The 20,491-nt window shown below is 61.2% G+C and carries 19 protein-coding genes; 11 read left to right on the top strand and 8 right to left on the bottom strand.

Annotation, left to right across the window (positions count from 1 at the left end; all coding sequences use genetic code 11):
• Positions 1-90 precede the first annotated feature (90 nt).
• Positions 91-1,521, top strand: coding sequence for a cytochrome-c peroxidase (locus tag BSU04_RS38455; RefSeq protein WP_089165453.1), 1,431 nt, complete (start codon positions 91-93; stop codon positions 1,519-1,521).
• Between the two features lie 20 nt (positions 1,522-1,541).
• Here the strand turns inward: BSU04_RS38455 and BSU04_RS38450 are convergent, their stop codons facing one another.
• Positions 1,542-3,497, bottom strand: coding sequence for a PhoX family protein (locus BSU04_RS38450; RefSeq protein ID WP_089165452.1), 1,956 nt, complete (start codon positions 3,495-3,497; stop codon positions 1,542-1,544).
• 306 nt (positions 3,498-3,803) lie between these two features.
• Here BSU04_RS38450 and BSU04_RS38445 point away from each other — a divergent pair, with 306 nt between their 5' ends.
• Positions 3,804-4,340: a cupin domain-containing protein gene (locus BSU04_RS38445; RefSeq protein WP_089165451.1), complete on the top strand. Its 537-nt coding sequence runs from the start codon at positions 3,804-3,806 to the stop codon at positions 4,338-4,340.
• A 33-nt stretch (positions 4,341-4,373) separates the two neighbouring features.
• On the opposite strand, the gene BSU04_RS38440 is transcribed toward BSU04_RS38445, so the two are convergent.
• The 6 genes from BSU04_RS38440 to BSU04_RS38415 form a co-directional block, all read right to left on the bottom strand.
• Positions 4,374-5,408, bottom strand: a complete 1,035-nt coding sequence (locus tag BSU04_RS38440; RefSeq protein ID WP_089165450.1) for an NAD(P)-dependent alcohol dehydrogenase — start codon at positions 5,406-5,408, stop codon at positions 4,374-4,376.
• Positions 5,409-5,444: 36 nt separating this feature from the next.
• Entirely contained in the window at positions 5,445-6,191 is a 747-nt protein-coding gene (locus BSU04_RS38435; RefSeq protein WP_089165486.1) for an SDR family oxidoreductase, read from the bottom strand.
• Between the two features lie 13 nt (positions 6,192-6,204).
• A complete protein-coding gene (locus BSU04_RS38430) occupies positions 6,205-7,197 on the bottom strand; it encodes a sugar-binding transcriptional regulator (protein WP_089165449.1) in 993 nt (330 codons plus the stop codon).
• 46 nt (positions 7,198-7,243) lie between these two features.
• The gene (locus BSU04_RS38425; RefSeq protein ID WP_089165448.1) at positions 7,244-8,095 is read right to left on the bottom strand and encodes a carbohydrate ABC transporter permease; all 852 of its coding nucleotides are present in this window, start codon (positions 8,093-8,095) and stop codon (positions 7,244-7,246) included.
• Between the two features lie 41 nt (positions 8,096-8,136).
• A complete protein-coding gene (locus BSU04_RS38420) occupies positions 8,137-9,075 on the bottom strand; it encodes a carbohydrate ABC transporter permease (RefSeq protein ID WP_256983777.1) in 939 nt (312 codons plus the stop codon).
• Positions 9,076-9,160: 85 nt separating this feature from the next.
• Positions 9,161-10,513 (bottom strand): ABC transporter substrate-binding protein, encoded by a 1,353-nt coding sequence (locus tag BSU04_RS38415; RefSeq protein ID WP_089165447.1) that lies wholly within the window; start codon positions 10,511-10,513, stop codon positions 9,161-9,163.
• Between the two features lie 333 nt (positions 10,514-10,846).
• On the opposite strand from BSU04_RS38415, the gene BSU04_RS38410 reads away from it, so the two are divergent.
• Positions 10,847-11,971, top strand: a complete 1,125-nt coding sequence (locus tag BSU04_RS38410) for an ABC transporter ATP-binding protein (RefSeq protein WP_089165446.1) — start codon at positions 10,847-10,849, stop codon at positions 11,969-11,971.
• Between the two features lie 109 nt (positions 11,972-12,080).
• On the opposite strand, the gene BSU04_RS38405 is transcribed toward BSU04_RS38410, so the two are convergent.
• A complete protein-coding gene (locus tag BSU04_RS38405) occupies positions 12,081-13,388 on the bottom strand; it encodes an MFS transporter (RefSeq protein WP_089165445.1) in 1,308 nt (435 codons plus the stop codon).
• 189 nt (positions 13,389-13,577) lie between these two features.
• On the opposite strand from BSU04_RS38405, the gene BSU04_RS38400 reads away from it, so the two are divergent.
• The 8 genes from BSU04_RS38400 to mdcH are packed head-to-tail and all read left to right on the top strand — an operon-like array spanning position 13,578 to position 20,446.
• Positions 13,578-14,318: a GntR family transcriptional regulator gene (locus BSU04_RS38400; protein ID WP_089165444.1), complete on the top strand. Its 741-nt coding sequence runs from the start codon at positions 13,578-13,580 to the stop codon at positions 14,316-14,318.
• A gap of 46 nt (positions 14,319-14,364) precedes the next feature.
• On the top strand, positions 14,365-16,041 hold the full coding sequence (mdcA, locus tag BSU04_RS38395; RefSeq protein ID WP_089165443.1) for a malonate decarboxylase subunit alpha: 1,677 nt from the start codon (positions 14,365-14,367) through the stop codon (positions 16,039-16,041).
• A gap of 5 nt (positions 16,042-16,046) precedes the next feature.
• Positions 16,047-16,910: a triphosphoribosyl-dephospho-CoA synthase gene (locus tag BSU04_RS38390; RefSeq protein ID WP_089165442.1), complete on the top strand. Its 864-nt coding sequence runs from the start codon at positions 16,047-16,049 to the stop codon at positions 16,908-16,910.
• Between the two features lie 15 nt (positions 16,911-16,925).
• The gene (locus BSU04_RS38385; protein WP_089165441.1) at positions 16,926-17,228 is read left to right on the top strand and encodes a malonate decarboxylase subunit delta; all 303 of its coding nucleotides are present in this window, start codon (positions 16,926-16,928) and stop codon (positions 17,226-17,228) included.
• Positions 17,225-18,070 (top strand): biotin-independent malonate decarboxylase subunit beta, encoded by an 846-nt coding sequence (locus BSU04_RS38380; RefSeq protein ID WP_089165440.1) that lies wholly within the window; start codon positions 17,225-17,227, stop codon positions 18,068-18,070. Before BSU04_RS38385 ends, BSU04_RS38380 begins: the two co-directional genes overlap by 4 nt.
• Positions 18,070-18,897 (top strand): biotin-independent malonate decarboxylase subunit gamma, encoded by an 828-nt coding sequence (mdcE, locus tag BSU04_RS38375; RefSeq protein WP_089165439.1) that lies wholly within the window; start codon positions 18,070-18,072, stop codon positions 18,895-18,897. Before BSU04_RS38380 ends, mdcE begins: the two co-directional genes overlap by 1 nt.
• Positions 18,882-19,520: a malonate decarboxylase holo-ACP synthase gene (locus BSU04_RS38370; protein WP_089165438.1), complete on the top strand. Its 639-nt coding sequence runs from the start codon at positions 18,882-18,884 to the stop codon at positions 19,518-19,520. The genes mdcE and BSU04_RS38370 overlap by 16 nt, the downstream gene beginning before the upstream one ends.
• On the top strand, positions 19,517-20,446 hold the full coding sequence (mdcH, locus tag BSU04_RS38365; protein ID WP_089165437.1) for a malonate decarboxylase subunit epsilon: 930 nt from the start codon (positions 19,517-19,519) through the stop codon (positions 20,444-20,446). The genes BSU04_RS38370 and mdcH overlap by 4 nt, the downstream gene beginning before the upstream one ends.
• Positions 20,447-20,491: the final 45 nt, after the last annotated feature.

Below are 20,491 nucleotides of genomic sequence, written 5' to 3'. Positions count from 1 at the left end.
ACTGACGCAGACTTTGATGTTCTTGTCACGTCGCCGCCGAGCCATTGGCCGGCGGCGTTTTTTCGATGCTGCCTCTGCTTCCTGGTTAACATGTCGCACACCGTCATACCTCCGGTCACGCCTAACGCCGGCGAGAAGCCAAGCTTTCCTCGCCCGCAACACATCTTGCTCGGGTGCATTGCCGCCGTGGTTCTTGGCGCTGTCGCATTCAGCGCTTGGGCTGTCGCCTTCCCTTCGCAAGCACCGGCCCGCGTGGGCGCCATCGTCGAAGATTTGACGGGTGCCAATCCGAATCCTGTCGTACTGTCCCGTCCGCCGGTTGCGCCGTTGAGCGCGGTCGCGCAACTCGGCCAGAAGATATTCTTTGACGAGTCGCTGTCCGGATCCGGGAAACAGTCGTGTGCGTCCTGCCACAGCCCGGACCACGCCTACGGCCCTCCGAACAAACTGTCCGTGCAGCTGGGCGGACCGCACATGAATCTGGAAGGCTACCGGCCGCCGCCTTCACTGATGTATTTGTACCTGCAGCCTAACTTCAGCATTGGCCCGGATGCGGGAGAAGCCGAAGCCCCGCCGGATTTCGCTGCCCTCGCCTCGCAAGCTGCAGGAACCGCCAAGGCGCAAAAGAACGCGGGCGTAGCGCCCGCTGCGCCGGCCATGGTGCCGCAAGGCGGTTTCTTCTGGGACGGCCGCGCGGACACGCTGCAAGCTCAAGCGTCTGGCCCGATGCTCAACCCCGTGGAAATGGCCAACACCAGCGAAGCCGATGTCGCCGCAAAATTGCAGCGCACCGCGTACAAGGACGATTTCACGAAGTTGTTCGGCCCGCATATTTTCCAGAGCACAGACCTCACCGTTTCCGAGGCCATGTTCGCGATTGCGCGCTACCAGATCGAAGAGCAGTCCTTTCATCCGTACTCGAGCAAGTACGACTATTGGCTCGAGGGCAAGGCACGCCTGTCGCAGGCGGAGCTGCATGGCTTGCGTCTCTTCAACGATCCCGACAAGGCCAACTGCGCCGGTTGCCATTTGTCCAAGCCTGGTTCCGACGGTGTGCCGCCGATGTTCACCGACTACCAGTATGAAGCGCTCGGCGTACCGCGCAACACCACGCTTGCTGTCAACCACGATCCGAAGTTCTACGACATGGGCGTGTGCGGCCCCTTCCGCGACGACATAAAGGACCAGACGCAGTATTGCGGCATGTTCCTCACGCCCACGCTCCGGAACGCAGCTACTCGGCAGGTGTTCTTCCATAACGGCGTCTATCATTCGCTCGACGACGTCATGTCGTTCTACAACGACCGCAATACCGCGCCGCAGAAGTTCTATCCGAAGGGCGTCGACGGCAAGGTCAACAAGTACGACGATCTGCCGGCGAAGTTCCACGCGAACATCGACGTGACGGATGCACCGTTCGACCGCAAGTTCGGCGACAAGCCCGCGATGACAGACCAGGAGATGAAAGACATCATCGCGTTCCTGCATACCCTGAACGATGGTTATCACAAGGGAACCTGAAGCATTCGAAAGTTGCTCGATCAGCCTTTGGCGAGCTTGATGCTGGAGGCGTCCGCGCTCAGGTAACCGACCGTGGCGCCGAAGCGATCCTTGTAGTTGGCCCGCACGATCGGGTCCAGTGCGGCCTTTACCTTGTCGTGGACCGGACTTTCCCAGTCACCCGCGTGCTGGAAGTTGCTCATGATGTAGGTCCAGCCGTTGATCTCGTCAACCGCATGAAGGCCGGTCGATTCCGCGCCGGCCGGACACGACAGCACCCGTGACAGGTTCTGCGTATCCACGTTGTAGGCCCACAGGAAGTTGTTCACGTGCATGCCCGAATCTTCGCCAATGAAGAGCGTGCGCAACTTCTCCGAGAATTTCAGGTTGTCCGGGTTTGCGATCTTGCCCGCGTTCGCGGTATTGCCGATGGCATCGGGGGTGGCCAGATCTTCGCCGACCAGCGCCGCCGGTGCAGCCATGTCGACCGGGACCCATTCGCTGTTGATCGCGGTACCGCTCGTGTCTCTCTGCCCCGCTTTCAGGTTCAACGCGTAGACCGCACCGGCGCTGATGGTTTTGTCGACGGCTACATCTGTGGATGCCGCGTTGCCCTTCACCATCGACTTCTCGACGCGCGACATGGCGGTGTACACGATCTTGTCCTTCGCGTTGATCGTCGTGCCTTCGAGCTTCGTAAAGCCCATGCTCCCGCCTATATACGCCGCGTAACGATGCGTCTCCAGGAATGCCGCCGCCTTCTCCATGCCGGGCTTGATGCGAATCCAGTTGAACGTGCCGTTGAAATTGATCTTCGTGAAGCTCGCGTCGAGTGGGTCCTTGGTGCTCACGTCCATGATGTCCGCCGCTTTGAGCTTCGCTGCCATGGCCTCTATCTCCGCGCTCGTCGCGCTGCCAATCCTGATCCACGTCAGGTTGGCCGAACCCGCGGCCGCCGACGATGTCTGCGTCCACTTCGCCACATACAGCGTGCCCGACGACAAGTCCTCCGCCCGATCCGCGATGAACATGAAGAGGCCGCCGTTGGTCGCGTCGTCGCCCATCATGACGGTGCGCTTGTCCGGCAACACCTGCACCAGTTCGTGCGAGATGCGTCCGAGGTTGTAGTGTTTCTTGATCGTGCCCGTGCCGTCCGGGTTCACCGTGACTTCCGGGAGATGGCCATAGTTGTAGGGGTTCGCACGGCTCGCGTCGCCATAGAGACTCGTGCTGAACGCTTTGAACTGGCTGTTGGTTGAAATGACCGTTGCGTCCGGCTCGTACTCTTCGCTCGACAGATGCGTGTTCCATGGCGACAAGCTCGCGCCGCACGTGATCCACAATCCATTCGCCTTCGACGTATCCACGTTGTGATACTTCACGAGCGTCAGTTTGCCGGTCGTCTGATCCTGATCGAGCGTGAGTACCGCGATAGGCGAAGGCAACTGTCCGTACGCCGACACGAGGCTCTGGTCGCGCGTCGCATATTCGAACTGCACGACTGCGAATACGGCACGGCCCTTTATGCCGGCGACGGTGGGTTTATCGAGTGACAGCAGCGACGTGCCATCCGGGCAATCCGAGAAGAACTGGCGCTCTTTACCGGCCACCGATTTGTCGATGATCGGCTGGTTGTCGATGTCGTAGTAACCACCCGCGAGCGTCGTGCCGCAGCTGCCGTTCGGCACGAGGTCCCCCGTCACGAAGAACGGCTGGTAGGCGAGCTTGTACGCTTGCGTGGTGCCGTCGCTATAGCTGACCGTAAGCGTCGAGCCGACCGTAGTGGTCGCCATGGCCGCCGTGTCAGCCAGCGACGGAGCGGCCATTGAAGCGAAAGAAGCGGACTTGAACGATGCCGACGTGGCCGGTGCGCTCGCGCTGTCTCCACCGCAGCCAGACAAAAGCGTGGAAACGGAGAACGCGCCTAAAGGCAGCATGGGTGCACCCACGAGCAGTTTGAGGGCTTTACGGCGCGATACGTTGGGCTGCTCTTGCATGTCGTCTGGTCCGGTTTTCTGTTGGGTGGGGGCCAGCGCACCCTGTCATTCAAGCGCCTGAGCGTTCGGCACATGGGTCGGGGGATGCGCGATGAAGGCGAAGTGTAAGTTTCATTAATGAAAGCTATATGACAGCTAATGGTATTTAATATGGAAGATTTAGGGCTCGCCCTGTTGACGAGCCACGGCGCAGTAGTTTTTTCAACGCGCTAACCGGGAGTCGCGGTTAGCGTGCGCCGGAGCGCGGGCACGTAAAACGCTGACGTGCATAGAACCTTCGTCATCCGGTTCGATAAAGGAGCTTTCATGAAGCACGATCTTCAGTCCGCCCGCCACGCTTCAGATCTCGAATACGAAATCCTCAGACTGACACCCCATGCCTGGGTCCCGAACAATCGGCACTTGCCGGTACTGGTTTACCGGCAAGTCCTTTCTCCTTCCTGCAAAGATCTCGGCCCGGTATTTGAAGCAATGTTCGCTCTCAACGAATGGCCGCCGCAGTGGCGCGACAGCATCTTCGACTACCACCACTTCCACTCCACGGCGCATGAAGTGCTCGGCGCAATATCGGGAACAGCGGAGGTGATAATCGGGGGACCCGGCGGCCTGGTGGTCACGCTGGAGGCCGGCGATGTCGTGCTGCTTCCAGCAGGAACCGGCCACTGCCTGCAAGCGACGGAGGGACGGTTTCAAGTGGTCGGCGCCTATCCCGAAGGCCAGCAATGGGACATCCGGCGCGACGCGCTATCTGAGAAAGAAATCGCTGCGATGGAAGCGTTGCCGTTTCCACGCAGCGATCCTGTTGGAGGACGCGAAGGTCCGTTGCTAAAGCAATGGACCTGAATCAGGGCTCACGTTAAAACTAAAACGCTCCTGCTACTCCAGGACGATTTGCACCTTCACGTCGGTGGGGTTGCCGCTCGCGGCTTCCTCGAATGCCTTGATGCCGTCCGCGAAGGCAAACGATCGCGAGATGAACGGCTTGACGTCGAGCCTGCCTGATGCGATCAACTGGATCGCACGCGCAAACATGTTGGCGTAACGGAACACGGATTCGATCCGCACTTCCTTGATCTGGACGGCGACAATATCGATAGGCACCGGCTTTTGGGGCATCCCGACCAGGACAAGGCAACCGCCCGGGCACAACAGGTCGACAATGCCCTCAAACGCTTTTTCATTGCCGCTCGCTTCGAAGACAACATTCGCACCCCAGCCGTCGGTGAGTTCCGACACCACGTCCTGTACGCGCCGGTCCCGAATGTTGACTGCAGTCACGCCTTGCACGTCGCCGATCAACGCCAGCTTTTCCGGTACGAGATCGCATACGATCGCGCGGCTGCATCCCCCCGCGAGCGCGGCCAGCGCACACATCATGCCGATCGTTCCGGCACCGAGAATAACGGCTACGTCCCCCGGTTTTATCGCCGCTTTCGTTGCCGCCTGCATGCCGATAGCCAGCGGCTCGACAATCGCGCCTTCAGCAAAGCTCACGTTGTCCGGCAGCTTGAACGTGAACGCCGCCGGATGCACGACGAACGGCGTCAGGCAACCATGCACCGGTGGAGTCGCCCAGAAACGCACGCTCGGGTCGAGGTTGTACATGCCTTCACGCGACGCGCGGGACTCCATGTCGGGTACGCCCGGCTCCATGCAAACGCGATCGCCGACTTTCAGATGCTTCACTTCGTCGCCGGTCTGGATCACGGTTCCCGCCGCTTCGTGACCCAGGACCATCGGCTCATTGACAACGAACGGCCCGATCCGGCCGTGCTGGTAGTAGTGGATATCGCTGCCGCAAATGCCGACCGTATTGATGCGAATGCGTACATCTCGCGCACCGACCACTTGCGGCAACGTGAACGGACGCAAGCTGATGCGCCGCGCTTCTTCGAGAACCAGTGCTTCCATGATTGAAGCCCTCTGCTAAGAGTAAAAGTAGTGAAATCAGCCGGCCTGAAAACCGCCGTCTACAGCGAGGCTGACGCCGTTGACCATGCTCGAGTCGCTGCTGAGCAGGTAGGCGATCGTGCGTGCCACTTCATCGGGCTGCACGAATCGTTGCAAGGGAATGCGGGCGAGCATGGGCGCGGACTTCGCAGGCTCGCTCCAGACCTTTTCAGCCATCGGCGTCATGGTGATGACCGGGTTGACCGTGTTGACGCGAATACCATGCACGCCAAGCTCGACCGCCATCACGCGGGTCAGCGCGTCGAGCGCCGCCTTCGACGCACAATACGCCGCGTGCAGCGGCGTGCCGACCTGCGCGGCGATGCTCGATACATTGACGATCGCGCCGCCCGTGCCTCGTGCGATCACGCCGCGCGCATAGTCCTGCGCGATGATCATCGCGGCGCGCACGTTGACCGCCATGGTGATATCGAAGGAATCGACTGAGGTGTCGAGAAACGGCGCCAGCTCCGCAATCCCGGCGCAGTTCACCAGCAGATCAACCGGTTGCGCCTCACTAGCTTGCTGCACCGCTGCGAGCGTGGCGGCGGCATCGGCGAGATCGACGGTGATCGTCTTGCAGCGGATCGTGTTGCTCAGTGCGTCGAGATCCGGCTGTGACCGGCTCAACGCAACCACCTGTGCACCACGCTGCGCCATCAGAATCGCGGTTGCATAGCCGATGCCCTTGCCCGCCCCGGTGACGAGGACAGTCTTGCCGGCGAATTCGCGATTGCGGTCCATGTTCATCGTTCTCTCAGGGTTCATTGCACAGACGCTGCGCGGTGTCTTCATCGGTGACGAGCACCGACGGATAACGGCCGCGCAGCGCCGCTCGCGTAACGACAAATTTTTTCGCTCCGCCGCTGACCAGCACGACGCGCCCAATCTTGCGCAGGTCGTCCAGGGTGATTGCCACTGTGCGGCGGTTCAGCGGATGATCGATTGCTTCTCCGTCGGCATCCATGAAATGCCCGAGCATGTCGCCTACTGCACCGGCTTTTTCGAGCGCACGCACTTGCTCTGGGTCGTTAATGCCGTAGGTCACGACTAGCGACTCCGTCAGATCTCCGCATGTCAGCAGCGCCATGTCGGATTGGCGCGCGCGGTCGTAGGTCTCACGCACCGCGTCTTCCTGCAGCAACATGTCGCGCACTTTCTGGCTGCTCACATAGATCGGCGCGGCAAACAGGAAACCGTCTGCCTGACATAGATTGGCGAAGTCAGACACGATGTCGAAGGTGTTGATGCTGGGGCAATGCGACAGGCCGCCCTGTAACGACACCGCCGATATCGGTCCATAGGCGCGCTGCGGCAGCGCGCGCAACACGGCGCGAATGGTGCGCCCCCAACCGAGTCCGATAGTCTGCCCCGCCTCGATCTGGCGCGACAGATAGTTCGCCGCGCCAATGCCGAGCGCGGCCATATTGGCGTCGGTGTCGGCGCCGGTCGGCACGACCACCGCGGCCTCCAGGCCGAAGCGCTTCATCAGCGCTTCCTCCAGCGCCACGCAGGGCGCGAGCCGGTTGTTGATGGTGATCTGCACCATCCCCGATTCCCGGCTTGCGGCCAGCAGCCGGTTCACGCGCACCCGGTTGCTGCCAATACGCTGTGCGATCTCCTGCTGCGTGAGATTGCCGACGTAGTAATGCCAGGCCACCCGCGCCTGCAGTTCCTCCTCGGGATCGACAGACGAATCGATAGAGGGTTCAGCAAGCGGGGGGGCGGCGGTCGGCGTGGGTTTATTCATGAGTTTTATCGATTTCTGTAGCGACCGACGGATCTTAATTCACCCGTCATTTCACCGCGCCCATGGTGAGCCCCTGCACCAACCGGCCCGACACGGCCAGCGCAAACACGACCATGGGCAACACGATCAGCGTACCGGTCGCCATGATCTCGCCCCACGGCAATTCGTACCCGCTCATGTAGCTGGTCGCGGCCACCGGCGAGGTGATGGCGTCAGTGCGCGTGAGGACCAGCGCATACAGCAGGTCGTTCCACGAAAAGATGAATGCGAAGATCGCCGAGACGACAATGCCCGGCATGGCGAGCGGCAGATTGATACGCCAGAAAATGCGCCACGGCGACGCACCGTCCAGGCGCGCAGCTTCATCGAGTTCCACGGGAATGCTGCGGAACTGATCGGTGCATATCCATACGACGATCGGCAGGGAGAATGTCAGATACAGCAGGATCAGCACGATATGCGTATCGACAAGATCCAGCTTGGTGGCAATCAGGAAAAACGGCACTGCCAGCACGACGGGACTCACCATCCGGTTCGAGATGAACCAGAACCAAAGGTCTTCCTTGCCGCGAAACTCGAAGCGCGCAAGCGCGTATGCAGCGGGCGTGCCAAGCAGCAGCGACAGGAAGGTCGCGCTGCTCGCCACGATCAGCGAGTTCAGCAAGCTATGCGCGACGTCATGCTCGAACAGCGCGTCAATATAGTGGCTCAGCGTTGGCGTAAACACCCAGACCGGCGGCACCGCGAGCGCATCTGCCTGACTCTTGAGGCTGGTCGTGACCATCCAGTAAAACGGAAATACCGATGTGAGAAATACGATCAGCAGTCCGATAAAATGCCAGGCCGTGGCTCGCCGCCGCCCATTTCGCGCACGGCGTGCACGGGGCGACAAGGACATGGCGGACGGCTTCAAGGCAGCCCTGGTATCCGTTGATGTGCTCACACGGCCTCCCGATAAACGAAACGAATGTAAAGCCGCGACAACACGATCGTGAGGATCAGCAGGAGGACCGCCTGAGCGGACGCCATGCCTTGATCGAAGAGGCGGAAAGCAACGCGCTGGATATAGATACTGATGAATTCAGTCGCGGTACCCGGGCCGCCGCGCGTCATGGTGAATACCGCGTCGAACATCTTGAGCATGTCGGCCGAACGCAGGATCAGGATGGCTGTGAGGCCCGGCAAGAGATACGGAAGTTGCAGATGCCACAGGATCTTGCTCCACCTCGGCGTCTCCAGGCGTGCCGCTTCCTCTGCTTCCTTCGGCACCATTGAGAGGCCGGCCAGCAGGATCAGCGCGCAAAACGGCGTCCATTGCCAGATGTCCATGATCATCACGGAGACGAATGCAAGCGTGGGGTCCGCGAGCCAGTCGAGTGGCGCAATGCCGAACCGGCTCAGCAGATAGTTGACCACCCCGAACTGGCGGTTGAAGATCAGCCGCCCGATCAGGCCGACGACGGCGTAGGTGGTCGCCATCGGGATGACCAGACCCACGCGGGCGGCAACACGAAGCCACGGCAGGCCCGAGCGATGCAGCATTAGCGCGGCGAACATACCGAACGCAATCTCGATCGGCAAGGTCAGGCACAGGAACACTACCGTGCGACCGAGCGCGCCCCAGAACGAGGGATCGGTGAGCGTGGCAATGTAGTTATCGAGTCCGACAAACGGAGTGCCGGCAGCGAGATCGGCGAGCTTGTACTGATGAAACGAGTTGTAGACCGCGAGCAGCAGCGGATAGATACCGATAACCGCCAGCGCTGCGACCGCCGGAAACAGAAACCAGAACGCGGGCGAACGCGGCATGAAGCGATAGCGTGCGCGCGGTCGCGGCCGCATTGCGCCGGTCGCTGGCGGAACCGTGGTCTTGAGCATGAATCTTCTCCGCGGGGTTGGCCTGACTGGGAGCGCAGCGAGGCGGCACTCATGCGCCTCGCTTTGCCGGCTTAAGCAAGACTCACTACTTGAGCAAAGGCTTCTTGCCGTCGTAATAGCCCGCCTTGTTCAGGATCTCTTCCGTCTTGTCGCCGATCGTCTTGGCGCCGTCTTTCACCGACACCTGTCCGAGCATGATCTTGCTGCCCCATTCGCCGATCACTTCAGACACTGCCGGCCATTCCGGGAAACGCGGCCGGAAATCAGGCACGCCGCCTTGCCACGATTGCACCATCGGATTCACGAACGGAAATTTCGCCTGCACCGCGGGGTCTTTGTAGACCGACATGCGACCGCTGACACCGCCCGCATCCAGATACGGCTTCGCCATCTCCTTGGAGGTGATCCACTGGATAAACAGCCACGATGCCGCTTGCTTCTTCGCGTTCGACTTCGCGTTCACCGCCAGAGAGAACCCGCCGAGTGCCGGCTTCAGTCCTGCAGGTCCCGTTGGTTCGGTCGTAATCGCGAGGCAGTTGCCGATCTTCGACTTGCTCGGGTCGGTCAGCGTTGGATAGAACGCCGACCACTCCGTGATCATTGCGACCTGCCCTTGCGCAAGCGCATTCACGGCTTCTGCATGGTCGTAATCAACAATGCCCGGCGGCATGTATTTCATCAGTTTCTGGCGATATTCAAGACCCGCTTGCGATTGCGGCGACATCAAATTCGACTTGAACTTGGCATCGAGCAGCGAGCCGCCGTTTGGCCAGAGCATGCGCATGAAGCTATCGGCGGATTGCGTTTCTCCACGGCGCGACTGCAGCGCATACGCGAACTGGTTCTTGTCGGGCTTGGTCAGCTTCGGCGCGTAGACGTTGAGAAGTTCGTCCCAGGTCTTCGGCGGTCCGTTGAAGCCTGCGTCCTTCAACATGCACTTGTTGTAGAACATTAAACCCGAGTAGTTATCGAAGGGCAGGCCGTACGTGGTCTTGTCCCAAGTGCCGAACGAGTCGAGCAGGATCGGGAAGAAATCCGGCAAGTCGAGCTTCGGATCAGCGAGCTTGGGGTTGTCGGTGAAGGTCTTGATCGGTACGAGCCACTTGTTGCTCGCGAATTCGCCCATCCACACCACGTCCACCAGCACGACGTCCTGGTCACCTCCGCCCACGAAATTAAGCACCTCCTTTTCGCGGGTGTTCTCGTAAGGGACCACTTCAGTACGCACCTTGATGCCGGTCTCTTTCTCGAATTGCGGGATCAGCGCCGAGGCCGCCTTATAGCCAGGACGGTCGAGGAAAACGGCCTTGATGGTGGTACCCGAATACGGCTCGGCCGCTTCTTTCAGCGTCCAGGCGGACGCATTCGATACCGCGAGCAAGGATGCCGTAACGCTCAGCACCGCGAATGCGGTGACCTGCGTGTAACGCTTCTTCATGCCTGTCTCCTGTGAAGTTATTTTTAAAATGCCGATACCCATTAACAACGATTGACGATCAAGGCCGGCTGAGCTGCGTCAGGCGGCTCCTCACGGCCAGCGTCTATCACCTTTCATGACGGTCCTGCATTGCGCTGCTGCGTTTTCACCGACTTCGCACCGACTTCGTTTCACTTGTAATTTCAGTTTTACAATTGTATATTTGGACGCGAACAGGTTGTCAAGAACAAATTTAGCTAAGGCGTTGCATGCTGCGTCGCAAGGCAAAAGCACGCGCCAACGCCCGTTCCATTGCTCGCCGGCCCATGGCATGAGCATCTGAAGGAGACACGCATGAGTGCAGTGCAATTGCATCAGATCCGCAAGGCGTTCGCCGGTACGGAGGTGTTGAAGAGCGTGGACATCGCGGTGACCGACCGTGAATTCATGGTGTTTGTCGGCCCTTCTGGCTGCGGAAAGTCCACGCTGCTGCGCACCATTGCCGGCCTGGAACGCAGCGACTCGGGACAAGTACTGATCGGCGGTGAAGATGTCACGGACCTGGAACCGTCGCAGCGTGGCGTGGCCATGGTGTTCCAGTCGTACGCGCTGTATCCGCACATGTCCGTCTACGAGAACATTGCGTTCGGACTACGGATGATCAAGCTGCCTGAAGCGCAGATCAGGGAACGCGTGCAGCGCGCGGCGCAGATCCTGCAGATCGAACAGTTGCTTGAACGCAAGCCTCGCGCGTTGTCCGGCGGTCAGCGCCAGCGGGTGGCAATCGGGCGCTCGATCGTGCGTGAACCAAAGGTGTTTCTCTTTGACGAACCGCTGTCCAATCTCGACGCAGCGTTGCGCGTACAAATGCGGCTTGAGCTCATCAAACTGCACAAGCAACTCAATGCAACGATGATTTACGTCACGCACGACCAGACCGAAGCCATGACCATGGCGGATCGCATTGTCGTGTTGAATCAGGGCAAGGTCGAGCAGATCGGGACGCCGTTGGAGCTTTATAGGACGCCGGTGAATCACTTTGTTGCGGGGTTCATCGGCTCGCCGAAGATGAATTTTCTGCCGGTCACGGTGCAGCGCACGGATACGGCGGGCGTAACGATCGGCTTGCCCGGCGGCGCGCCCATCACGCTGCCGTTCAGCGCGGATGGCTTGAAAACGGGCGATAAGCTGACCTTCGGCATTCGCCCCGAACATCTGTCGGAATCGTCGGCAAGCGGTACGCAAGGGAAGCTGACAGGGAAGGTCGTGGTCGTCGAGCATCTCGGCGGCGAGACGCTGCTGCATGTGAATCTGGACAACGACACAACGATCCAGGTGAAAGGATCCGGCGAATCGACGACGGTCGACGGGCAATCCGTCGACGCCGGTTTCGGCGTGCGGCATGCGCATTTGTTTCGCGCAAATGGGGAAGCACTGAAGCGATTGCAGACGGTGGAAGCGAGCGCGGCGGCAGCTTGAGCGTCTTGGGTTGACCAGTGCCTCGCGGCTCCGCCAACCCTGCCCCGATGGTTTAAATCCTCTGCTTACTCGCGCGGCGCCTTGAATAGAGGGGGTTTTTAATAAAGTATCAGGTCGGCAAATCCTGCCCCTTCGTTTCCGGCGCGAACGGAATCACGGCCAGCCCGATCACAAACGCAATGGCGGTCAGCGCAATCGGCACCCCAAGCGTCTTCATATGCAGCACCATCGCGCCGATCCCGAAGTTGACGATCGCCCCGAAAAAGCGTCCTATCGATGTGCAGAACGCGAACGCCGTCGCTCGCACGCGGGTCTCGAACTGCTCCGGCAGCCACAAGCTGAACAACGCAAAATTGCCGCCGAAGAAACCAAGCACCACCAGCAGCGCGATGAACGGCACGAGTCCATTCTCCAGATAGAACGCCCAGCCGAACGCCAGCGCGATGGACACCGCCATGCCCACGAAGTACACCGCGAGTGTGAGTTTGCGGCCAATGCGCTCGGCCATCGGCGGCAACGCGAGACATCCGATGATCGTGCCGATGGACAGCAAGCCCGTCGCAATCGATGCAGTCTTGGATGCGTCCGCCTTCGTCATGCCGGCCTTTGTCGCAAGCTGGATGACTGCCGATGGTTCATACACCGCACCCGCCCACAGTCCAATGATCGCCACAGTCAACAACACGGTCGCGACGATGGTGCGCTGCCGGTATTGCGCCGAGAAAATCGATCGCAGCGAACTTGCCTGCTTGACCACCGTCGCCTCGACCTTCTGCCACTTCTCGGTTTCCTTCACGCGCAGCAGCACGACAATGGAGACGATCACCGGCACGATACCGACGAGGAACATCGCTCGCCAGCCGAAGGTCGCGCCGATCGTATAGTTAAGTGCGGCGGCCATGAAGAAGCCCGCGTAATACCCGGTCTGGAGATAACCCGCGCCCATCTTGCGGCGATCTTCCGGCCATGCTTCCGCCACGTAAGTCCCGGCCAGCGCCCACTCCCCGCCGATACCCACGCCGGCAAGAAAGCGATAGATGCCCAGCTCCCACACAGTATGTGAAGTCGCGGCGAGTCCGGTAAAGATCGCGAAGGTGAAGATAGTCGCGGCGAGCACCTTGGTGCGCCCAAAGCGGTCGGCAAGCGGACCCCAGATGAACGACAGACCCCAACCCACCAGAAAGAGCGCGAACAGGATCGAGCCGGCCAGCCCGACATTCGCTGGCGTGGCTGCGTAGCCGGACTTCGGCAGCAGTTCAGTCAGCGCGGGCGCCAGCACCAACGCATAGATGAACGAGTCCATGCCATCGAGCGTCCATCCGGCCCAGGCACCCCAGAAGCCTACGATTTGTGTCCGGTTCAATGGCGTACGGGTGCGCCGGTTGGCGCCTATCGAACGTTCCAGCGTGCTTGGCATGACTGTCTTCCTGGTAGGGGTAAACCTGGTATGAGCCTGATAGGGACGACGCGCTCTGGTGGCGAGTCCAGGCTGCTACGTTAAGCACCGGGTTTGCTTCCAAGCCCTAAAAGTGCATTTTCATATATAATATTTGAAAACGAGCTGTTGACCACTCCGCACTTGTACCTAGCTTCGGTAGAAAAAAGCATGAAAAACGAGCTGAATCCCCTGTTTCGCGAGGCGCAATTCGAGCCACGCCAGAGCACGTCACGTTATATAGCGGACGCGTTACGCTCGGCAATTGTCGAAGGCTCGCTGTTGCCGGGCGAACCGCTGCGCCAGGACGCTATTGCCAGGCAGTTCTCCGTCAGCGCAATTCCGGTACGCGAAGCGTTCCGGCAACTGGACAGCGAGGGCTGGGTCACCATCGAGCAGAATCGTGGCGCGTCGGTCAGCCTGCAGTCACCTGATGAAGCCCGCGAGATCTATGAGATCCGTGCGTCGCTGGAGAGTCTGGCGATCGGCATCGCAATCGAACGCCATACCGAGGCAACGCTTGCCGAGGCACGTCAATTGCTGGTGGCCGCGGCCAATGAACAGGATCAGGCCCTGTATGTGATACGCAATGAGCAGTTCCATATGAGCCTGTACGCGCCGGCTGAGCGCCCTCACCTGATGGAGCTGATTGGTACGATGCATCGGCGGGGCGAGCGTTATCTGCGGCTCAAGTTCGGCATGCCCACGTTCAAGGGGCAGTCCGACGCCGAGCACGAAGCCATTCTTGACGCGCTGCATGCCCGCGATACCGAAGCCGCACAAACGCTGGTCGCACGCCATCTGCTCGCGACGGGCGAACTGGTTTATCGTTTCCTCCACGACGCACAAATGCAGGCTCAAGCCACGCAGCCGAAGAAGCGTCGCCGTCCTTCCACTTCGCGGTCAGACTGAGCGCCAATTTCGTTTCGCTGATCCTGCTCAACACCGAGGTCCCCGCATGAATCCTCCCGCACAAGTCGGCACCACCCCAGCACCGCGCCAGTGGAACACGCGTGCAATGGAAAAGGCACGGCGCCTGAAGGCTATCGAAGGCTGGCTCGATAACGGCGTGCTCAAGGCAGAGCGCATTGTCGACGCCCTCGAAACACTGATTCAATCCGGCGATCGTGTCGCGCTGGAGGGAAACAACCAGAAGCAAGCCGACTTCCTCTCACGCGCGTTCGCCAAGCTTGATCCGTCGCGCGTGCATGACGTTCATCTGTTGATATCCAGCATCAGCCGGCCCGAGCATCTGACGCTGTTCGAACGCGGCATTGCGCGCAAAGTGGACTTCTCGTTTGCGGGGCCGCAGAGCCTGCGCGTCGCGCAACTGCTGGAAGACGGGCAGCTCGAGATTGGCGCGATCTATACGTATATAGAACTGTATGCGCGCATGTTCATCGACCTGACGCCGCAAGTCGCGCTGGTCTGCGCGGTGCAGGCCGATCGCCAAGGCAATTTGTATACGGGCCCGAATACCGAGGACACGCCGACCATCGTGGAGGCGACCGCATTCCGTCATGGCATCGTGGTGGCGCAGGTGAACGAGATCGTCGATGTATTGCCGCGCGTCGATATCCCCGGCTCATGGGTCGATGTCGTGGTGCAGGCCGACCGGCCGTTTGCCGTCGAACCGCTGTTCACGCGCGATCCACGTCATATCGGCGAGTTGCAGATCCTCATGGCGATGATGACCATACGCGGCATCTACGAGCGTTATGGCGTGAAGGCGCTGAACCACGGCATCGGCTTCGATACCGCCGCGATCGAATTGCTGCTGCCGACTTACGGCGCAGCGCATGGGCTGAAGGGCAAGATCTGCACGCACTGGGCGCTCAATCCGCACCCCACGCTGATTCCCGCTATCGAAAGCGGCTGGGTTGAAAGCGTGCATTGCTTCGGCAGCGAAGTGGGCATGGAGGATTACATCGAAGCACGCTCGGATGTGTTCTTCACCGGCCGCGACGGCAGCCTTCGGTCAAACCGCGTGTTGTGTCAGCTTGCGGGCCAATACGGCGTGGACCTCTTTATCGGCTCGACGCTGCAGATGGACGCCGACGCGAATTCATCGACCGTCACGCTCGGGCGCCTGGCCGGCTTCGGTGGTGCACCGAACATGGGACATGATCCGCGTGGACGCCGTCATTCGAGCGAAGCGTGGTTGAAGTTAATGAAAAACGATGGGCCGAACAGCGCTATTGGACGCGGGCACAAGCTCGTCGTGCAAACCGCCGAGACCTTCAAGAAGGGCGGTGAGCCCACCATTGTCGATGCCCTGGATGCAATCGCCGTCGGCAAGCAAAGCAACATGCCCATCGCCCCCGTCATGATCTACGGCGACGACGTAAGCCATGTCGTGACCGAAGAAGGAATCGCTTATCTGCACGCGGCCGAAGGCGTGGAAGAGCGCCGCGCGGCGTTGCGTGCCGTAGCCGGAGTAACCCCCATCGGCATGCGCGCCGATCCCGCCAAGACGGCGGAATTGCGCCGGCGCGGCATTGTTGCGTATCCGGAGGACCTGGGCATCCGGCGTGGCGAAGCGAAGCGCTCGTTGCTGGCGGCACGCAGTATCGACGACCTGGTCGCGTGGTCGGGCGGGCTGTACCAGCCGCCCGCAAAATTCCGTAGCTGGTGAGCTCGATGGCCTGCACTCAACCTGTATCCATCGACCCTGCCTGCGCCCCGTCGACCCTCGCGGATATCGCGGTCGCCGCGTTGATCGATGAGGCGTGTCTCACCCCGAAACCCGCGCTGGTGGACCGGCGTGGCAGCGGTGCGCATCGCGATCTCGACCTCGACACCATGCTGCGTTCGGCGCGTTCGTTGCGGCCGACTTTTCTCGCGCTGGCGCGCGCAGCGGCTGATCAAGAACCTTCCCAACGGCTGCGCGAGCAACTGGCGCGTATTGGCCGTGAGGGCGAAGTGGCAATGTTGCGTGCAACCAATGGCAGCAATGCGCATCGCGGGGCGATCTGGATTGTTGGCTTGTTGTGCGCAGCCGCCGCAATGAGTCCGCTCGCGCTCGAAGAGCCCTCCGAACTTTGCGCCCAAGCAGCAGTCATTGCTCGCTTTGACGACCGTTTCGCGCCATCGCCCGCTGCATTGAGCAACGGTGCTCGCGTTGTGCAGCGCTTCGGCGTGGCAGGCGCACGCGGTCAGGCGGCCGAAGGTTTCCCTCACGTGCTCGAAGCCGGCTTGCCCGCGCTGCATCGTTCGCGTGCAAACGGCGCGACCGAAGATGAAGCGAGACTCGATGCACTGCTCGCCATCATCGCGACACTCGACGACACCTGCCTGCTGCATCGCGGCGGTCAAGTCGCGCTTGAGGCCGCGCAAACAGGCGCGCGCGAAGCATTGCAAGCCGGCGGCGCAGCACGCCCGCAAGGCCGCGTCGCGCTTGCCCGCCTCGACCAACGTCTGACCGAATTGAACGCATCTCCCGGAGGCGCGGCGGACTTGCTGGCCGCCACCCTCTTCCTCGATACCCTGCCGCGCGTCGGCTGACGCGGAGAACACGTCATGGAAAACCTGCGCTACGAATATCCCGCCACCCGCCCCGTGCCCCAACGCGCGCATGTGGGCGTGGTCGGCTCGGGCGACCTGGAGATTTTGCTGTCGCCATCGGAGGGCCAACACGCGCAAGTCGTAATCCGCACGAGCGTGGACGGTTACGAACACGTGTGGAAAAGCGTGCTCGACCGTTTCTTCTCGCGCTACGACGGCGCCGCGCGGCTCGAACTCAATGACTTTGGCGCCACGCCCGGTGTCGTCATGCTGCGGCTCGCTGAAGCAGTGGAAGCGAGCGAAGGAGATGCATCATGAGCGGCCACGAAACCTTCATCGCACAGCATAGTTTTATTGAACTGACCGCGCGTGAACGTGCTCGTGCGCTGCTCGATGCCGGCACCTTCCGCGAGTTGATCGGACCATTCGACCGGCTCGAATCACCGTGGCTCGCCATGCAGAACGTGGTCTGTCAGGCCGACGACGGCGCGGTCATTGCACGCGGTACGCTTGGTGGCGAGGCGGCGGTCATCGCGGCGATCGAGCCTGCGTTCCAGGGCGGCAGCATTGGCGAGGTGTCGGGTACGAAGATCGCAGCGGCGCTTGAAATGGCCGTGCGCGAGTTCGAAGCAGGCCGCAAGATCCGGCCGGTGATCCTGTTCGAAACCGGCGGCGTCAGGCTGCAGGAAGCGAATCTCGGTCTCGCGGTGATCGCGGAGATTCAGGCGGGAATCGTCGCATTGCGGCGGTATGTGCCGGTGGTCGGCGTGATCGGCGGCATGGTTGGCTGCTTCGGCGGGATGTCGCTGGCGGCGGCCTTGTGCACCCGGCTGATCATGACGCGGCAGGCGCGGCTCGGGATGAACGGGCCCGAAGTCATCGAACAGGAAGCGGGCGTGGAGGAGCTCGATTCACACGACCGGCGCCTCATCTGGTCGATGATCGGCGGCGAACAACGCGCGGCGGTGGGCTTGGTCGACACCCTCGTGGAAGACGATACCGATCAGGTTCGCAACGCCGTGTTCGGCGCGTTCGAAAGCGGTGTGCCGGCGAGCCATCGAACAGAACAGGTCGATGCACAACTTGAACGGCTTGCGCGCGTGGACCCATCGGCAATCGATCCCGCTGTGTTGCGCACGCTTTGGCAAGGAGAGGTTTGATGATCGCATCACGTGGACAAATCTGGTTCGACGCATTGACGTCGAACGCGTCGAACCGCCCCCCGGCTTCGGGCAACGAAGGTCCGATCCGCAGCGCCGATGCACCGCTTGGCGACTCAAGCGCGCGTTTCATTACCGTCGTTCCCGATCCGCATAATCGCTTTGCGCGTGCGACCGATAACGTGGTCGGCCTCGAACAAGGCTGGCTGCTTGCGCGCGCCGTGTGTAATGCGATGGATGCGGACCGCGATGCTTCGGTCAAGCGCCCGATCGTGGCTATCGTCGATGTGAAGAGTCAGGCGTACGGCCGTCGCGAGGAACTGCTCGGCGTTCATCTCGCGTGCGCGGCGGGCGTCGATGCGTATGCAAGCGCGCGGCTCGCCGGTCATCCTGTGATCGCGTTGATTGTCGGCCCGGCGATGTCCGGCGCGTTCCTCGCGCACGGATACCAGGCGAACCGGATCATCGCACTGGACGCGGACGGCATCAGCGTGCACGCGATGGGCAAGGAAGCGGCCGCGCGCGTCACACGCCGTAGCGTTGAAGGCCTCGATGAACTCGGCGACCGTGTGTTACCGATGTCGTACAAGATGAGCGCTTACGCCAAGCTTGGGCTGCTGCATGAGCTTATCGCCGGTATCAATGCGGATGTGCCCGGGCACGAAGATATCGACCGTGTGCAGTCTTCGTTGATCGCTGCCATTGACGATGCACGGAAAGGGCCACGCGACCTCTCATCGCGGTTGCAGTCGGCGGATGCCAAGCGGATTCGCGCGGCATCGATAGAAGTCCGCAAGCGCATGGCGGAGCAATGGGACGCGCCGTGAGTCCGCACGACCTGTTGCAGCTCGCGCCGGGCACGCCCGGTTTCCCCGATGCCCCGGCGTGGGTTGCGGCATCACTGAAACGCGCACCGTTCGTGGTGGTGCGACGCGCGATGTCGGTGAACGGTTTGATTGCGGTCGGCATTCGTGGCGAGATACGCAGCGAGCGTTTCGGCTCGTGGCTTGATCCGCATTATGTTGCGCAGGTCCTTAAGCCGGAAACGCTTGGGTCTGCGAAACCCTCAATGACGCGTGCAACGTTGCCCGCGTTAGCATTGCTGCGAGCAATCGCCCCACTCTGCGATGCAACCGGCTACGTTTGGGGGCCTACTGGCAGCGCTGGCTTCGAACTTGCGAGCGGTTGCCCAACGGTCACGCAAACAAGCGATCTCGACCTGCTGATGCGTGCGCCTGATCCTCTCGACCGCGCCACCGCAAAAACCTTGTTCGATACCCTCTCCCAAGCCGCGCTCCACCACGGCACACGCATTGATGTGCAAATCCAGACGCTCGATGGCGCGTTCTCGCTGGCCGAATACGCCCATCCTGGCGCACGCGTGATGCTGCGTTGCGCCGATGGTCCGAAGCTCGTCGCCGATCCATGGCAGACGGGTCAAACGGCATGATCGCGTTCCTGTTCCCCGGTCAAGGCTCGCAATTCGCGGGTTTTTTGCACACGCTTGGAGGCGCGACGCCGCATGCGCGTTTGGCTGAAACCATCGAAGAGGCCTCGGACATACTGCATATAGACGTGCTCTCGCTCGATCACGCCGAGGCTTTGAGTTCAACCGTCGCCGTGCAGATCAGCTTGCTTGTGGCGGGCGTCGCGGCCGCGCGAGCATTCCATGAAGAAGGCATCGCGCCGGATGCAGTGGCGGGTTTATCGGTGGGAGCGTATGGCGCTGCGGTTGCGTGCAATGCCCTATCCTTTGGTGATGCCTTGAGGCTGCTGCACCTGCGCGCGCAATTGATGGAGCGGGCCTATCCGCGCGGTTACGGAATGCTGGCGGTGTCGGGCTTAAGCGAGCGGGAACTGGACGCCGTGATCGCGAATGCCCATACGCAGGCCGCTTACATAGCAAATTTGAATGCGCCGCGACAGATCGTGGTGGCAGGCGCCGACGGGGATCTCGACCAGGTGCGCGAACGCTCGTTGGACGCAGGCGCACGCAAGGCCGAGCGGCTGGCGGTCAGCGTGCCGTCCCACTGCGTGCTTCTGGACGATGCCGCCCGCGAACTCACCGAAGCCGCGAGCAAGATCGCGTTCCGTGCGCCGACGATTCCGTATATCAGCAATCGCGGCGCAAGGCCGTTACGCCAGGCTGACGCTATCCGTACCGACCTCGCGACGAACTTGCGATATCCCGTTCGCTGGCACGACTCCACTATCGTGCTGCGCGAACTCGGCGCACAGGTGTTCGTTGAGATGCCACCGGGGCGCACGCTGACGCAACTCGCAGAAGACGCGCTGCCGGGTGTTGCCAAAGTCGCAATAGAGCAGACATCGATTGCATCGGCCGCTGCGCTGATTCGGGCTCGCACCGACGGGTAGTCCCCGGTTTTTGCGTAAACGCTCAGCGTGCTTCACGTCTCATCA

The organism is Caballeronia sordidicola (genome assembly GCF_002220365.1).
Taxonomy (GTDB): Bacteria; Pseudomonadota; Gammaproteobacteria; order Burkholderiales; family Burkholderiaceae; genus Caballeronia; species Caballeronia sordidicola_C.
The sequence above is the reverse complement of the archived record's forward strand: the minus strand, read 5'-3'. Positions and strand labels throughout refer to the sequence as shown.